Below are 16,107 nucleotides of genomic sequence, written 5' to 3' on the forward strand. Positions count from 1 at the left end.
AAAAGTAGACAGCAAAGGTTCTGCATGCTGTCTACTTTTCTTTTGTTTGATTTTCTATCGATAACTTATACGTTGGAAATTTAAAATAAAAGGTAGTTCCGTTGCCTACTTCACTTACAACCTTTATCGTTCCATTCATAGCTCTAACAATACTGTATACGACCATCATTCCAAGACCTGTGCCTTTAGAACCCTTTGTCGAATAATAGGGTTCTCCTAACCGTTCAAGCTGTTCTTTTGCCATCCCTATCCCCGTATCCTTTACTTGGATGGTTATGTGATTTCGAGTAAATTCAGTACCTACGGTTAAATACCCACCTGTAGGCATAGATTCTACGGCATTTTTAAGAACATTAATAAATACTTGACGAAATTTTTGGCGGTCTCCTTGAATAAATCCTATAACAGAAAAGTCAGTTAAAATTTTGACCGAATTTTGATTAGCTATCGGTTGAAGAATGGTAATAACTTGTTGAAGTTCTTTTTTTACATTAAGTTCTTCAATCGTTACTAAGGATGGTTTCGCAAAAGTTAGATAATCTTCAATTACCCTCTCAGCAGCCTTCAACTCCTCTTTCACGATACTTAAGTAATCCATCTGTTGTTGTTTAGTTAAATAACCGTCTTGAAGTAATTGGACAAATCCACTCGCAGCAGTCAATGGATTACGTATTTCATGTGAAATTGCTGCTCCCATTTGTTCCACAGCCTGCAATTTTTCAGCTTTGATCAGCTGGTGTCTCATTTCAATATTTCTTTTAACAAATTCAATACAGTATGCTATAATCCCGATTCCAAGAGGAGGAATAACTAAATAGGCAAACCAAGCATCAAACCAGTAGTCCGATGTTTTAATGATTTCCATCCCGGAGACGGTAATCGCCCCTAGAACGACCCCCATTCCTACAGAAAACAAAATCCGCTTTTTGGGCAATTGCTCCCTAAACCTTGGATAGAAACGCCATAGGAAAATGGCTAAGGGGACATATAGGACCATAGTTAAGAAAAAACCTGTATCTATCCCGTAAAACCCTCTTAAAATAACAATCACAGCTGAAAGTAAGGGACCAATGCCAAAGTACAGTCCACCTATCACATAAGGTATTATTCTAAGGTCAAAGCGTGCAGAAGGAACCGGATGATAAGAAAACTGAATGCATGTCCACAATATGATGACAAACAAAATAATATATAGGAGTTTTGTCATGCTAGGTTTACGATTTTTTTCAACCAAAACTAAGCTGAAGAACAAAAAAATAATGAAAATGGTAAGATTAGAAAATAAGTGCTTCGTAATTTCCATGTTTCACCGTCCATAAGGGCTGTTACTCCAAATTTTACAGGTATTTACAAATTTATTCAACAAGATTCTCTCTTTTCTGAATAATTATACAAGAAAGCCCAAAAAATCTCCTAGCAAAACAGGCTAGGAGATTTTTGATTGTTAAAGAAATTAAAAATTTAATCTAGTCGATAACATAGACAAAGTTTTTCGTAATCCAGCTCCAGCGCCTAGCCCCTCGAGGTCAAATAACCTGTAGTGTAAGAAGTCAAATTCCAGACTTCTTACACTACAGAACATTTGCTTGTCGGGGCTGTTCGAGGCGCTTCCGCTTTTTGTTCTTACTTTATTTTTAATGAAAGTACTTTATCCTCATCTGGTGTTACATAGATAGTTTGCTGATTATCGTAGATAACAAAACCTGGTTTGGCACCATTTGGTTTTTTGACATGTCTAACCTTTGTAAAATCAACTGGAACAGAGCTAGAAAGTCTTGCTTTACTAAAATAGGCAGCTAACGTGGCGGCCTCTTTTAGTGTCTCTTCGTTCGGCACTTTACTTCTAATAACTACATGTGAGCCAGGGATATCTTTGGTATGTAACCATATTTCATCCCTGCCAGCTACTTTGTTTGTTAAATAATCATTTTGCTTATTATTTTTACCTACTAATATTTCGGTGCCGTCACTAGCTTTATAAACTTCTAATTGTGGTTTGCTTTGATTTGCTTGCTTATTTTTTTTCTTCTGTCTTTCACGGATATATCCACCTTCGACAAGTTCTTCACGTATCTCAGCAATATCTCTTATAGAAGCGGACATTAGCTGTTGCCCTAGGGCATCGAAATAGGTAAGCTCTTCTTTTGCAAGCACAATTTGTTCTTTAATAATATCAATGGAGTTTTTGGCTTTTTGATATTTCGAGAAATATTTTTGTGCATTTTCAGATGGCGTTTTTAAGGGGTTTAAAGGAATATTGATAGTTGACCCATTTTCATCATAATAATTGATTACTTCTATTTCTTTCATGCCTTTTTGTATAGAGTACATATTGGCTGTTAAAAGTTCACCAAATAATTGGTAGTTTTCTGCTTTTTTAGCATCGTCTAAAGTAGCTTTAAGTTTTTCAATCTTTTTCTCATTCTTATCTTTTTCATTTTGAATAAAGCGTTCTAAGTCATTAGCTTGTTGTTTTACACGATCTCTTTCAGCTTTCCCAAAATAGAAGCGGTCAACCATTTCACTTAAACTTTCAAAGGTACGAGAATCACCATTTAAGTGCTCTAAAGGAAGAAAGTAAAAAGCTTCCTTTTGCGAATTAACCGTAATGGATGGTATTACATGTCCTTTATTAATTTCTTGTACCATTTGGTAAAATGTTTTTGGTAATGTCATTCGATTAGCTAAACCTGATCGGAAGACAATTTCCTTTGCGAATAATGGAGAGATACCCGCAAAATGTTCTACCAATTGTTTATCCAGCTTTCCAGAGTTAAAATCCACTTTTTTTAAAACATCACTTTCATCAATGGAGAAAGGATTTAGTTTTTCCTGCTGAGGTGGAAGAATATAAGGTTGTCCAGGCAAAATAGCTCGATGGCTATTTACAGCAAAAGAAACATGTTTAATACTATCTAAAATAATATTTTTTTCCTTATCAATTAAAACAATATTACTGTGGCGCCCCATGATTTCGATGACTAACTTTTTGTATGTCATATCCCCAAGCTCATTGCGACCTTTTACTTCTAAACATATCATTCGGTCTAATCCTACTTGATAAATATCCTCAATAATCGCACCTTCTAAATGTTTTCTAAGGAGCATACAAAACATAGGTGGCTCATTTGGATTATCATAAGATTCATTTGTTAGTTGAACCCTTGCATAGCTTGGATGTGCGGAAAGCAATAGCTTATAGTTTTTACCTTTTGCACGTATTAACAAAATGATTTCATTCTTAAAAGGCTGATATATTTTATTGATTCTTCCACTAATGAGGGTGGAGGAAATCTCCTTCGTCATTAAATTTGTAAATAGACCATCAAAAGACATGGTAAAACATCCTCTACATTATATTTTCAATATCATTTTATATTTTAAGCTCTGTTTCTTATTTTAGCATTTTTTTGGACTTGTCTGAATAAGCTTTCTTTAGAGTGAGGACAACTCTTCTTGCAAAATTGATAGGGGGAAGTGAAATGGTGGGATGAAATTCCATGAAATGACTGAAGCAGATATCGAAAAAGCCTTGGATACTGATTATAAAAATGGATTATCAGAGGATAAGGCAGGACACAGACAAAAACAGCATGGTTATAACGAGTTACAAGAAGGAGAAAAGCAATCCGCTTTACTCTTATTTTTTAGCCAATTTAAAGATTTTATGGTATTAGTGCTCCTTGCAGCCACATTTATTTCAGGTTTACTTGGAGAATATATCGATGCCATCGCAATCATAGCCATTGTGATTATCAATGGATTTTTAGGGTTTTTTCAAGAAAGAAAAGCAGAAAAATCACTTCAGGCTTTAAAGGAATTGTCTGCTCCACAGGTACAAGTTTTGCGTGATGGAATTTGGGAAAAGATACCTTCGAAAGAATTGGTTGTTGGGGACGTAATTAAATTTACAAGCGGCGACCGAATTGGGGCGGATGTAAGACTCATTCAAACAACTAGCCTAGAAATAGAGGAATCTGCGTTGACAGGTGAGTCATTACCTGTTCAAAAGCATAATGATCAATTAAAAGCAAAAGATCTCGGAATTGGTGATATGGAAAACATCGCTTTCATGGGGACGATGGTTACTAGAGGAAGTGGAGTTGGGGTTGTTATAGCAACTGGAATGAAAACGGCGATGGGACAAATTGCTGATTTACTCCAAAATGCTGAAACAATGGAAACACCTCTGCAGCGACGTTTAGAGCAATTAGGTAAAATCCTCATTACAACTGCCTTGCTGTTAACGGTTTTGGTTGTCGTAGTAGGTGTCATACAAGGTCATGAATTGTATACGATGTTTTTAGCAGGGGTTTCACTGGCAGTTGCGGCTATTCCGGAAGGTTTACCTGCTATTGTAACAGTAGCCTTGTCATTGGGTGTTCAAAAAATGATTAAAAAGAATGCGATAGTACGTAAATTACCCGCGGTTGAAACGCTTGGTTGCGCATCCGTTATCTGCTCTGATAAAACTGGTACGATGACTCAAAACAAAATGACTGTCACACATTTATGGACGGGTGGAAAAACGTGGACTGTAGATGGTGTGGGGTATGAACCTAAGGGGACATTTTTACGTAATGATAAAGAAGTAGACATTAGAAATGAAAAGGCTGTTCAACAGCTTTTAATGTTCGGTATTTTATGTAACCATGCAAATCTAATGGTAAAAGAAGAGGAATTTGTTCTTGATGGTGACCCTACCGAAGGAGCATTACTTGTAAGCGCAATGAAGGCAGGTTTTGATCGAAACCGTCTTCTAAAACAATATCAAATTATCAAAGAATTCCCATTTGATTCTTCGAGAAAAATGATGAGTATAATCGTTAGGGATTCGAATGGAAAGGAATTTGTTGTTACAAAGGGAGCTCCTGATGTATTAGTTGGAATTAGTGAATCTCTTTTAGTGAATGATAAAGTTCAATTTATGTCAAAGGATTCAAAAGAAGAAGTTCAAAAAGCAATTAATGAGTTAGCGTCACAAGCACTAAGAACAATCGCAATAGGATATAAACCTTTAACAGGAAATTCTTTATCCTTTACTGAGAAAGAGGCTGAAAAAGATTTAATCTTTATTGGTTTACAAGGGATGATTGATCCCCCTAGACCAGAGGTGAAAGAAGCTGTAAAAGAATGTAAAGCAGCTGGAATAAAAACCATTATGATTACAGGAGACCATGTTATTACCGCAAAGGCAATTGCTAAACAACTTGGAATCCTTTCAAGTAATAGTAAAGTGTTAGAGGGTAAAGAATTAGCCGAAATGTCAGTAAATGAATTAGAAGAGATCGTCGATGATGTATCCGTATTTGCCCGAGTCTCTCCTGAACACAAACTTAAAATCGTAAAAGCCTTACAAAATAGAGGACATATCGTAGCAATGACTGGTGATGGGGTTAATGATGCTCCGGCTATTAAAGCGGCAGATATTGGGGTTGCTATGGGAATTACCGGTACAGATGTTGCGAAGGAAGCTTCCTCACTCGTATTATTAGATGATAACTTTGCTACGATAAAAGCTGCTATAAAAGAAGGACGAAATATTTACGAGAATATTAGAAAGTTCATCCGTTATTTATTAGCTTCCAATGTTGGTGAAATATTAGTGATGTTATTTGCTATGTTACTAGCATTACCTTTACCTTTAGTACCTATTCAAATTCTATGGGTAAATCTTGTAACAGATGGGTTACCAGCAATGGCATTAGGCTTAGACAAACCAGAAGAAAATGTAATGAAACGTGAACCAAGACATCCAAAAGAGGGTGTATTTGCGAGAGGATTAGGTTGGAAAGTCATTTCTCGGGGCTTCCTTATTGGATCTGTTACCTTAGCTGCCTTCATGATTACTTATAAGCAGCATCCTGATGAATTAATTTATGCGCAAACCATCGCTTTCGCTACCCTTGTTATGGCACAGTTGATTCATGTCTTTGATTGTCGCAGTGAAAAATCAGTTCTATCTCGTAACCCATTTGGAAATCCTTTTCTAGTATGGTCTGTTATTTCTTCTATTTTATTAATGCTAGTAGTCATCTATTATCCACCGTTACAACCTATCTTCCATACGGTTCCGATTATCTTGAGAGATTGGTTATTAATCCTTGGGTTGGCTTCTATTCCAACTTTTTTATTGGCTGGTACGTTTTTGGTAAGAAAAACAAATTAAATTATGTTATAATCCAAAAGGTAGTAGAGAAAAAACTCTATTACCTTTTGTTTTGAACAAAACTGACATAAGGGTCTTGTTTCTAGCTAACATGCTTTTTTGAATTTAAGATGGGATGTGCTTTTCTTATGGTCAAAAGTATGACTGGTTTCGGAAGGAGCCAAAAGGAATCTAATGATTATTCGATCACAGTAGAGATTAAAACCGTCAACCATCGATTTTGTGAATATAATATTCGAATGCCTCGACAATTGCTGAAAATTGAGGATAAGATAAAAAAACAGCTTGGAGACTATGTTCAAAGAGGAAGAATCGAAGTTTTTGTTACAATAGAAGGTAGTGGTGCTGTACATCGAAAAGTAAACATAGATTGGTCACTTTTAGAAGAATATTTTCAATACATACAACAGGTCAAAAATAAATATGATCTTCAACAGGATATTTCCATTCAAGACTTATTACAGCGTGGGGAATGGTTACAGGTGGATGAGGTTGAATCTGAAAATGAGGAACTTATTAATCTTGTTTTCATTGCTGTTGAAGAAGCTGCTAATCAATTAGTGTCGATGCGGATTTCAGAAGGAAATGAGCTTGAACTAGATATTCGACATCAACTAACATCACTTGAGGGGATCATCGAACAGCTAAAACAATATTCTCCACTCGTTGTAAGTCAATATAGAGAACGCCTTGCAAAGAGAATGAATGAATTTTTAAATGGATCCTTTGACGAACAAAGACTAATGACGGAAGTTGCTATTTTTGCCGATAAAGCAGATATTAATGAAGAGTTAACTAGATTAAAAAGTCATATCTCACAATTTGTAGAAACATTAAGTCTTCCAGAGCCTATTGGAAGAAAATTAGACTTCCTATTGCAAGAAATGAATAGAGAAGTGAATACGATTGGTTCAAAGGCGAATGATTCAAAAATCGCAAAAGAAGTAGTGGAATTGAAAAGTCTTTTAGAAAAATTAAAAGAACAAATCCAGAATATTGAGTAATACTAGTTTAGAAATGGAAAATAGCGGTGAAAATAAATAACTGATGACTGGGGGAGCATCATGTCCATTAAATTAATCAATATAGGCTTCGGAAATATTGTATCAGCAAACCGAATAATCGCCATTGTAAGTCCTGAGTCTGCACCAATTAAAAGAATCATTCAAGATGCCCGTGACCGTGGCTCATTAATTGATGCTACATACGGTAGAAGAACACGCGCAGTCATTGTAATGGATAGTGACCATGTTATATTATCGGCTGTCCAGCCTGAAACGGTTGCCGCACGACTCAATGACCGTGATGATATTATCGATGAAGGGTAGTGTTTTAATGCAGGAAAAAGGTTTATTAATTGTGTTATCAGGACCATCTGGTGTGGGTAAAGGTACAGTTCGAAAAACGATATTTTCTCAGCCTGAAACTGAATTTGAATATTCTATATCCATGACAACTCGTTCTCCACGTGAGGGTGAGGTCAATGGAGTTGATTATTTTTTTAAATCAAGAGAAGAATTTGAAGAATTAATTAAGCAGGATAAATTACTAGAATATGCAGAATTTGTTGGGAATTATTATGGCACTCCAGTGGATTATGTGAGACAAACATTGGATTCTGGAAAAGATGTCTTCTTAGAAATAGAAGTAAAAGGTGCAAGGCAAGTAAGGGAAAAGTTTCCTGAAGGTTTATTCATTTTTCTAATGCCACCTAGCTTAGGTGAATTAAAAAATCGAATTGTTACTCGAGGTACAGAAACAGATGACTTGATCACTAATCGATTGCTTACCGCAAGAGAAGAAATCGAAATGATGGACTTATATGATTATATCGTAGAAAATGATCAAGTAGAGCTTGCTGCTGAAAGAATAATGGCTATTATTAAAGCTGAACACTGTCGCCGTGAGCGGGTAGAACACCGATACAAAAAATTACTGGAGGTTGAATTATAATGTTATATCCTTCTATCGATTCCTTATTAACGAAAATTGATTCTAAATACTCTCTTGTTTCTGTAGCTGCTAGACGTGCAAGAAAAATGCAATTAGGTGAAAGTCCAAGACTTTCAAAATATGTATCCTACAAATATGTTGGAAAAGCTCTTGAAGAAATTTATGCTGACGAGTTAATAGTGAAGAAAAATTCAGATAAAATTAGCGAGTAGTCTCAAAATTAGCCATCTTGATAACAACCTACTTCCATAGGTTGTTATTTTTGTTTTTTAATCATAATAACACTCCTAAGAGATGAAATTTTTGAGTTCTTCTTGCATAATAAAGATAAATTAGAATCGTCTATCTTTTTATTTTATGGGGGTTTACACATGCTAACGAATAAAAATATCTTACTCTGTGTTACTGGAGGAATTGCGGTATATAAGGCAGTAGCTTTAACAAGTAAATTAGTACAGGCAGGTGCAAATGTAAAAGTAATTTTAAGTAAGTCAGCTGCTAAATTTGTTACCCCCTTAAGCTTTCAAGCTTTGTCTCGCAATTTTGTTTATACGGATACCTTTGAGGAGCATAATCCCCAGGTTATTGCACACATAGATTTAGCCGATTGGGCCGACATGGTGATAATTGCTCCTGCAACAGCAAACACGATAGGTAAATTAGCAAATGGATTAGCAGATGATATGTTAACGACAACATTATTGGCAACAACTGCTCCTATTTGGCTTGCGCCTGCTATGAATGTTCATATGTATGATCATCCAGCAGTAAAAAAGAACATTAAAACCCTGTCTGATATGGGTTACAAATTCATTGAACCAAGTGAAGGATTTTTAGCTTGTGGGTATGTTGGCAAAGGACGCTTGGAAGAACCGGAAAAAATAGTGGAGAGTCTCTCTCAATTTTTTCATACACAAAGTACAAAATCTTTAAAAGGTATAAAGATTCTAATTACAGCCGGGCCAACTAAAGAAAAAATTGATCCCGTTCGTTATATAACTAATCATTCTAGTGGGAAGATGGGATACGCCGTTGCCGAAGAGGCAGTGAAATTAGGGGCAGAAGTTATTTTAGTATCGGGTCCTGTGCATTTGTCACCACCACAGAATGTCCAATTTATCTCTGTTGAAAGTGCCGAGGAAATGTACAATGCTGTACTAAATCGTTTCTCAGAGGTTCAGGTTGTCATTAAATCAGCGGCTGTTTCGGATTATCGTCCAAAAGTACAATATAATCGTAAGATGAAAAAGCAATCAGGTGATGAAAAGATTGAACTTGAAAGAACGAAGGACATTTTATTTGAATTAGGGAAAAGGAAAGAGAAGCAAATCTTGGTTGGGTTTGCTGCAGAAACTAATGATGTTGAGGAGTATGCAAAAGGTAAATTAGCGCGGAAAAATGCAGATATGATTGTCGCTAATAATGTTACCAAGGAAGGGGCGGGTTTTGGTACCGATACCAACATTGTCACTTTTTATAAAAGAAATGGAGAATCGATCCCTTTACCTTTACTTTCAAAAAATGAAGTAGCCCAACAACTATTAACTGAAATAAGCAAATTATTAGAGGATGAAGGGCAATGAATATTGCTAGTGTAATTGTGGATGTACCAGCACATCAAACAGATAAATCCTTTGATTATGTGATCCCTGACCAATATATCGGAAGTATACTACCTGGGATGAGAATTGTGGTTCCATTTGGGCCAAGAAAAATTCAAGGCTTTGTAGTAGATGTAAAATCCGATTCTGATTTCACTAAGTTACGGGAAATTGTTGAACCAATGGATTTGTATCCAGTTTTAACAGAGGAATTATTAAACCTAGGAAACTGGTTATCGGATGTCACGCTCTGTTATAAAATATCAGCTTTCCAGGCGATGCTCCCAGCAGCACTAAAAGCAAAGTATGAAAAGAATATTGTGTTATCAAAAAATGCAGATCCGCAACAACTAATTTTACCTCTTCAACAATTATTTTTGGATAGAAAAGAACTTTCATGGGAAGATGCCATAAAAATGGGGATTTTGTCGGAAGTTCAAAAAGAAGCAGCAAACGGGACCATTGATGTTGTTTATGAAGTAAAAGCTAAAGTGAGAAAAAAGAGATTAAAACACATTAAGCCTATCCTATCTGTTGAAGAGTTAAAAAATCAAAAAAATAATATATCTGCAAGAGCAGAGAAACAGCTTAAAGTAATCGATTATTTTATTCAACATCATGAACCTGTTGAGTTAAGAAGATTGTTAGAAGAACTTCATATATCTTCGGCAACCGTTTCTAGTCTAGTAGATAAAAAAATACTTGAGGAACTAGAAGTTGAGGTTTACCGAGACCCCTATCAAAATCGTCAGTTTCAAAAGACCTTACCTTTAAAACTAACTGAAGGTCAACAGAAAGTCATTGAGCCCATACAACAAACGATTCTAATAAATCAGCATAAGGTTTTTTTATTGTATGGGGTAACTGGCAGTGGGAAAACTGAAATTTATTTACAATCGATTCAAACTGTTCTAGAACAAGGGAAAGAAGCAATCGTTTTAGTACCTGAGATTTCGTTAACTCCACAAATGGTAAATCGATTCAAGGGACGTTTTGGGGATCAAGTTGCCGTTCTTCATAGTGGGTTATCAGCTGGTGAAAAATATGATGAGTGGCGTAAGATTCATAAAAAGGAAGTATCTGTTGTCGTTGGGGCAAGATCAGCCATTTTTGCGCCCTTTGAAAATATTGGAATTATCATTATAGATGAAGAGCATGAAACAAGCTATAAACAAGAGGAAACACCTCGCTACCATGCTCGTGATGTAGCTATTAAACGGGCAGAATATTTTCAATGTCCAGTTGTACTTGGAAGTGCGACCCCTTCATTGGAATCCTTTGCACGTGCTCAAAAAGGAGTTTATGAATTATTATCCTTACCGTCAAGGATGAATAATCGATCTCTTCCGGCAGTTGAAATTGTTGATATGAGAGACGAATTAAAAAAAGGGAATCGATCCATGTTCTCAACTTCTCTCTTTGAAAAAATGCAGGACCGAATTGAAAAAAGGCAACAAATTGTTTTGCTTTTAAATAAGCGTGGGTATTCCTCATTTGTCATTTGCCGTGACTGTGGTTATGTGGTCAATTGCCCTCATTGTGAAATTTCTTTAACTTACCATCGAAGTCAGCAATTAATGAAATGTCATTATTGTGGTCATGAAGAGCATGTACCCCAAAATTGCCCAGATTGTTTGAGTGAACATATTCGTTATTTTGGAACAGGTACCCAGAAGGTCGAAGAAGAGCTTGGAAAAGTATTACCTGAAGCTAGAGTGATTCGAATGGATGTAGATACAACGAGTCGAAAAGGTTCACATGAAAAATTGCTTCAAGCATTTCAAGAAGGAAAAGCTGATATACTTTTGGGAACTCAAATGATTGCCAAGGGGCTTGATTTTCCTAATATTACTCTTGTTGGTGTTTTGACTGCTGATACGATGCTTCACTTGCCTGATTTTCGTTCTTCTGAAAAAACATTCCAATTATTAACTCAAGTTAGCGGAAGAGCTGGCAGACATGAATTACCCGGAGAAGTAGTCATTCAAACCTACTCCCCTGAACATTACAGTGTGGTGCTGTCAGGCCAACAAGATTACGATCAATTTTATCAGCAAGAGATGATGATAAGAAAAATTCGGCGGTATCCACCGTTTTATTTTCTAACACTACTTACCATTACACATGAGGATTTGCTGAAGGTTGTTTCTGTTACGGAAAAGGTAACGAAATATCTACGTTCAAAATTGTCAAATAACGCCATAGTTTTAGGCCCTGTTGCTTCTCCTATCCCAAGAATCAATAATAGATATCGGTATCAATGTTTGATAAAATACAAAAATGAACCAGTTCTTACCAATGCTCTAAAAACCATTCTTGATCAATACCAACAAGAAATGATAAAAACAGGTTTACAAATTTCCATTGATTTAAATCCAATTATCTTAATGTAAAAGGTTATGAAGCTCCCCATAATGGTAAAAAATGATGGTAAAGAGCTTTCATGGCGAGAAATACAAAGAAGACATTCCAACAGTAAGGAAAGTCTATTATTATAACATGCAATTTTTTGGAGGAAATACTTTGGCTATACGCAAAATAGTAATGTACCCTGCTGATATTTTAGAAACAAAATGTTCAAAGGTAGAGGTATTTGATAAAAAATTAGTGAAATTATTAAATGATATGTATGATACGATGATTGAATTTGATGGAGTAGGACTTGCTGCCCCACAAATAGGGATAGACAAACAGATTGCCATTGTGGATATTGGAGATGAGAATGGTACTATCGAATTGATTAATCCTGAAATAATAGAGACTTCTGGGGAACAATCTGGGCCAGAAGGCTGTTTAAGCTTTCCTAACCTATATGGAGAGGTATCTAGGCCTTATAAAGTAAAAGTAAAAGCACAGGACCGAAAAGGAAAATTATTTACTTTTGAAGCAGAAGAGTTTATGGCAAGAGCCATTCAACATGAAATTGATCATTTGAACGGTATTCTATTTACATCAAAAGTATCAAGATACCTTACAGAAGAAGAATTGGAAGGAGTGGAAGGGCAATGACTAAGATTGTTTTTATGGGAACTCCAGATTTCTCTGTTCCTGTCCTTAAGAGAATATTGGAAGACGGCTATGAAGTAATCGGTGTCGTTACCCAACCTGATCGCCCTGTTGGCCGGAAGAGAATCATGACTCCCCCACCTGTAAAGGTAGAAGCAGAAAAACATGGAATACCAGTTTTTCAGCCTGAAAAAATTCGCCGACAAGAAGAGTTGGAACCCATTCTTGCCTTAAGGCCTGATCTAATTGTAACTGCAGCATTCGGTCAGATATTACCTAAGGTACTTTTAGATGCCCCAAAATTTGGCTGTATCAATGTTCATGCTTCCTTGTTACCTGAATTAAGAGGTGGAGCTCCTATTCATTTTTCCATTCTTCAAGGGAAAGAAAAGACAGGAATTACGATTATGTATATGGCAGAAAAATTAGACGCTGGTGATATTTTAACTACTGTAGAGGTACCGATTGAGGAAAAAGATACAGTGGGTACCCTTCATGAAAAGTTAAGCATTGCAGGTTCAAATCTATTATCAGAGACCTTGCCGAAGCTTTTAAAAGGAGAAATTAACCCGATACCTCAAAATGATGAAGCAGCAACCTTTGCACCTAATATTAAACGTGAACAGGAAAGAATCGATTGGTCAAAAACGGGTGAGGAAATTTATAACCATATTAGAGGCTTAAATCCATGGCCAGTTGCTTATACAGAATTAGATGGTGCTGTAATGAAAGTTTGGTGGGGAGAAAAATATCCCACGGAAATAGATGCTGAACCTGGAACCATTATTAGTTTAGAGGACGATGGTATGGTTGTACAAACTGGAAATAAGACGGCTATAAAAATTACAGAACTTCAGCCTGCTGGAAAAAAGAAAATGACAGGTGAACAATTTTTAAGAGGTGCAAATAATCATATTCTTGGCAACAAATTGGGGCAAAAAATATGACGAAAATGCTGAAGAATGTCCGAGAAACAGCCTTAGAAATACTTGAGACTATTGAGAAAAACCAATCGTATAGCAATCTCCTTTTAAACGATGCGATAAAGAAAAATAAAGTACCTGAACGCGATATTGGCCTATTAACGGAATTGATTTATGGTGTTTTACAAAGACAGCTGTCTCTTGACTTTTATTTAACACCATTCCTTGATGGCCGAAAAAAAATTGAAAAATGGGTGCGTCAATTATTAAGACTTACTCTCTATCAAATGGTCTACTTGGATAAAATTCCTGATCGAGCTGCTATTTTTGAAGCCGTTGAAATCGCCAAGAAAAGAGGTCATAAAGGGATTTCAAGTATGGTGAATGGGATACTAAGAAGTATTCAGCGAGAAGGTCTCCCATCTCTAGAAACCATTGGGGACCCAGTTGAACGCATTTCGATTGAGACGAGTCACCCACTTTGGCTAGTTAATCGTTGGGTATCACAATTTGGCTTAGACAAAACAAAGGCAATGTGTGAATTAAATCTAGTTGCCCCTAAACAAACTGCTCGTGTTAACAAGACGCTGATTTCACGAGAAGAATGTTTGGAAAAGCTTAAACAAGAAGGGTTTTTAGTAGAACCTAGTGCTATCCTTTTGGAATCTATACATTGCTTAAAAGGAAATTTAGCATCTTCACGTGCCTTTAAGGAAGGATATTTAACGATACAAGACGAAAGTTCTATGTTAGTGGCATATGCACTAGGAATAACCGAAAACGAAACCATTCTCGATGCTTGTGCTGCACCAGGTGGGAAATCTACACATATAGCAGAGAAACTTTCAGGAACTGGCACGGTTTATTCTATGGATTTACATGACCATAAGGTAAAACTTATTCAACAAAATGCAACCCGGCTTCAGTTAGCAAATATCCAAGCTAAGGCTCTAGATAGCCGGAAAATAGCAGAACAATTTGATAGGGAAACTTTTGATCGTATCTTATTAGATGCTCCTTGCTCAGGACTAGGTGTCATGAGAAGAAAGCCAGATATGAAATACACAAAAAAAGAAGAGGACTTAAATAGGCTACAATCGATTCAGCTAGATTTATTAAAAGCAGTTTCCCCTTTAGTGAAGAAAGATGGTATTCTTGTTTATAGTACCTGTACCGTGGATCAAAAAGAAAATGAAGAAGTAGTGCAAATGTTTTTAAGTCAGAATCAAGAGTTTGTCGGGGATGTTGGCTGGAAAGAACGAATGCCAGAACCAATACAACCACTTATACAAAGTTATGACCTGCAAATTTTCCCACAGGATTTTGGCTCTGATGGATTTTATATTGCTTGTCTTAGAAAGAAGGTGTAGTGATGGAAACAACAACGAATGTAACAACAAAGGTAGAAACCAAACCTTCCATCTATTCTCTACAGTTAGAGGAATTAAAAAATTGGTTAAAAGAAAATGATGAGAAAGCATTTAGGGCTGAGCAGATTTTTGATTGGCTCTATAAAAAAAGAGTCACTTCATTTGAAGATATGTCAAATCTAGCAAAAGGCTTAAGGGAAAAGCTGCAGGCTCATTTTACCCTTACGACTTTAAAAACGATAATCCAACAAACATCTTCGGATGGTACCATTAAGTTTTTATTTGAATTACATGATGGTTATTCGATTGAAACCGTTTTGATGCGTCATGACTATGGAAACTCCGTTTGTGTGACTACCCAGGTTGGCTGTCGTATTGGCTGTACATTCTGTGCATCTACGCTTGGCGGTTTAAAAAGGCATCTTGAAGCAGGTGAAATCGTTGCACAGGTTGTAAATGTACAACAGGTATTAGATGAAACAGATGAAAGAGTTAGTTCAGTTGTTATAATGGGGATTGGGGAGCCATTTGATAATTATGATAATATGTTATCATTTTTAAAAATTATCAACCATGACCAAGGACTTAACATAGGAGCGCGTCATATTACCGTTTCTACTAGTGGTATTGTTCCAAAGATATACCAATTTGCTGATGAAGATACTCAAATTAATTTCGCCATATCTCTTCACGCACCGAATACAGAATTAAGAACACGTTTAATGCCTATAAATAAAGCATATAGTCTTCCAGAACTTATGAAAGCTGTACGTTACTATATAAATAAAACAGGTCGACGTATTAGTTTTGAATATGGTTTATTTGGTGGGGTAAATGATCAGGTTGAACATGCCGAGGAATTAGCTAAACTTTTAAAAGGGATAAAATGTCATGTGAATTTAATCCCAGTAAATTATGTTCCAGAACGCGATTATGTTCGTACACCAAGAGATCAAATTTTTGCTTTTGAAAAAACATTAAAGGATCATGGGGTCAATGTAACTATTAGACGCGAGCACGGTCATGATATAGATGCAGCATGTGGACAACTTCGTGCAAAGGAGCGGCAAGAGGAGACGAGGTGA

At 36.2% G+C, this 16,107-nt stretch carries 13 protein-coding genes; 11 read left to right on the forward strand and 2 right to left on the reverse strand.

Annotation, left to right across the window (positions count from 1 at the left end; all coding sequences use genetic code 11):
- Positions 1-31: 31 nt before the first annotated feature.
- Together ACSBPO_RS07545 and ACSBPO_RS07550 are read right to left on the reverse strand one after the other, a co-directional pair.
- Positions 32-1,303: an ATP-binding protein gene (locus ACSBPO_RS07545; protein WP_442599442.1), complete on the reverse strand. Its 1,272-nt coding sequence runs from the start codon at positions 1,301-1,303 to the stop codon at positions 32-34.
- Between the two features lie 320 nt (positions 1,304-1,623).
- On the reverse strand, positions 1,624-3,336 hold the full coding sequence (locus ACSBPO_RS07550) for an Rqc2 family fibronectin-binding protein (protein WP_442599443.1): 1,713 nt from the start codon (positions 3,334-3,336) through the stop codon (positions 1,624-1,626).
- Positions 3,337-3,490: 154 nt separating this feature from the next.
- Here ACSBPO_RS07550 and ACSBPO_RS07555 point away from each other — a divergent pair, with 154 nt between their 5' ends.
- The 11 genes from ACSBPO_RS07555 (at position 3,491) to rlmN (ending at position 16,107) form a co-directional block, all read left to right on the forward strand.
- Positions 3,491-6,169, forward strand: a complete 2,679-nt coding sequence (locus ACSBPO_RS07555; protein ID WP_442599444.1) for a calcium-translocating P-type ATPase, SERCA-type — start codon at positions 3,491-3,493, stop codon at positions 6,167-6,169.
- Between the two features lie 128 nt (positions 6,170-6,297).
- Positions 6,298-7,173, forward strand: coding sequence for a YicC/YloC family endoribonuclease (locus ACSBPO_RS07560; protein WP_442599445.1), 876 nt, complete (start codon positions 6,298-6,300; stop codon positions 7,171-7,173).
- A gap of 60 nt (positions 7,174-7,233) precedes the next feature.
- Positions 7,234-7,497: an extracellular matrix/biofilm regulator RemA gene (remA, locus tag ACSBPO_RS07565; RefSeq protein ID WP_230495728.1), complete on the forward strand. Its 264-nt coding sequence runs from the start codon at positions 7,234-7,236 to the stop codon at positions 7,495-7,497.
- Positions 7,498-7,504: 7 nt separating this feature from the next.
- Complete coding sequence (gene gmk, locus ACSBPO_RS07570) at positions 7,505-8,122, forward strand: guanylate kinase (protein WP_442599446.1); 618 nt, start codon at positions 7,505-7,507, stop codon at positions 8,120-8,122.
- The gene (rpoZ, locus tag ACSBPO_RS07575; RefSeq protein WP_442599447.1) at positions 8,122-8,334 is read left to right on the forward strand and encodes a DNA-directed RNA polymerase subunit omega; all 213 of its coding nucleotides are present in this window, start codon (positions 8,122-8,124) and stop codon (positions 8,332-8,334) included. The genes gmk and rpoZ overlap by 1 nt, the downstream gene beginning before the upstream one ends.
- A 159-nt stretch (positions 8,335-8,493) precedes the next feature.
- Positions 8,494-9,705, forward strand: a complete 1,212-nt coding sequence (coaBC, locus tag ACSBPO_RS07580) for a bifunctional phosphopantothenoylcysteine decarboxylase/phosphopantothenate--cysteine ligase CoaBC (RefSeq protein ID WP_442599448.1) — start codon at positions 8,494-8,496, stop codon at positions 9,703-9,705.
- Positions 9,702-12,116, forward strand: a complete 2,415-nt coding sequence (gene priA / locus ACSBPO_RS07585) for a primosomal protein N' (protein WP_442599449.1) — start codon at positions 9,702-9,704, stop codon at positions 12,114-12,116. Before coaBC ends, priA begins: the two co-directional genes overlap by 4 nt.
- Positions 12,117-12,246: 130 nt before the next feature.
- Positions 12,247-12,732, forward strand: a complete 486-nt coding sequence (gene def / locus ACSBPO_RS07590) for a peptide deformylase (protein ID WP_442599450.1) — start codon at positions 12,247-12,249, stop codon at positions 12,730-12,732.
- Complete coding sequence (fmt, locus tag ACSBPO_RS07595) at positions 12,729-13,676, forward strand: methionyl-tRNA formyltransferase (protein ID WP_442599451.1); 948 nt, start codon at positions 12,729-12,731, stop codon at positions 13,674-13,676. Before def ends, fmt begins: the two co-directional genes overlap by 4 nt.
- The gene (gene rsmB, locus ACSBPO_RS07600) at positions 13,673-15,022 is read left to right on the forward strand and encodes a 16S rRNA (cytosine(967)-C(5))-methyltransferase RsmB (RefSeq protein ID WP_442599452.1); all 1,350 of its coding nucleotides are present in this window, start codon (positions 13,673-13,675) and stop codon (positions 15,020-15,022) included. Before fmt ends, rsmB begins: the two co-directional genes overlap by 4 nt.
- A gap of 2 nt (positions 15,023-15,024) precedes the next feature.
- The gene (gene rlmN / locus ACSBPO_RS07605) at positions 15,025-16,107 is read left to right on the forward strand and encodes a 23S rRNA (adenine(2503)-C(2))-methyltransferase RlmN (protein WP_442599453.1); all 1,083 of its coding nucleotides are present in this window, start codon (positions 15,025-15,027) and stop codon (positions 16,105-16,107) included.

Origin of the sequence: Neobacillus sp. D3-1R, from assembly GCF_052180215.1 — a bacterium.
Classification (GTDB): Bacteria; Bacillota; Bacilli; order Bacillales; family Cytobacillaceae; genus Pseudoneobacillus.

Excerpts from the sequence above, each read along its gene's own strand:
- ACSBPO_RS07545 (WP_442599442.1), bottom strand. The coding sequence starts at position 1,303 with ATGGAAATTACGAAGCACTTATTTTCTAATCTTACCATTTTCATTATT.
- ACSBPO_RS07550 (WP_442599443.1), bottom strand. The coding sequence starts at position 3,336 with ATGTCTTTTGATGGTCTATTTACAAATTTAATGACGAAGGAGATTTCC.
- ACSBPO_RS07555 (WP_442599444.1), top strand. The coding sequence starts at position 3,491 with ATGAAATTCCATGAAATGACTGAAGCAGATATCGAAAAAGCCTTGGAT.
- ACSBPO_RS07560 (WP_442599445.1), top strand. The coding sequence starts at position 6,298 with ATGGTCAAAAGTATGACTGGTTTCGGAAGGAGCCAAAAGGAATCTAAT.
- remA (WP_230495728.1), top strand. The coding sequence starts at position 7,234 with ATGTCCATTAAATTAATCAATATAGGCTTCGGAAATATTGTATCAGCA.
- gmk (WP_442599446.1), top strand. The coding sequence starts at position 7,505 with ATGCAGGAAAAAGGTTTATTAATTGTGTTATCAGGACCATCTGGTGTG.
- rpoZ (WP_442599447.1), top strand. The coding sequence starts at position 8,122 with ATGTTATATCCTTCTATCGATTCCTTATTAACGAAAATTGATTCTAAA.
- coaBC (WP_442599448.1), top strand. The coding sequence starts at position 8,494 with ATGCTAACGAATAAAAATATCTTACTCTGTGTTACTGGAGGAATTGCG.
- priA (WP_442599449.1), top strand. The coding sequence starts at position 9,702 with ATGAATATTGCTAGTGTAATTGTGGATGTACCAGCACATCAAACAGAT.
- fmt (WP_442599451.1), top strand. The coding sequence starts at position 12,729 with ATGACTAAGATTGTTTTTATGGGAACTCCAGATTTCTCTGTTCCTGTC.
- rsmB (WP_442599452.1), top strand. The coding sequence starts at position 13,673 with ATGACGAAAATGCTGAAGAATGTCCGAGAAACAGCCTTAGAAATACTT.
- rlmN (WP_442599453.1), top strand. The coding sequence starts at position 15,025 with ATGGAAACAACAACGAATGTAACAACAAAGGTAGAAACCAAACCTTCC.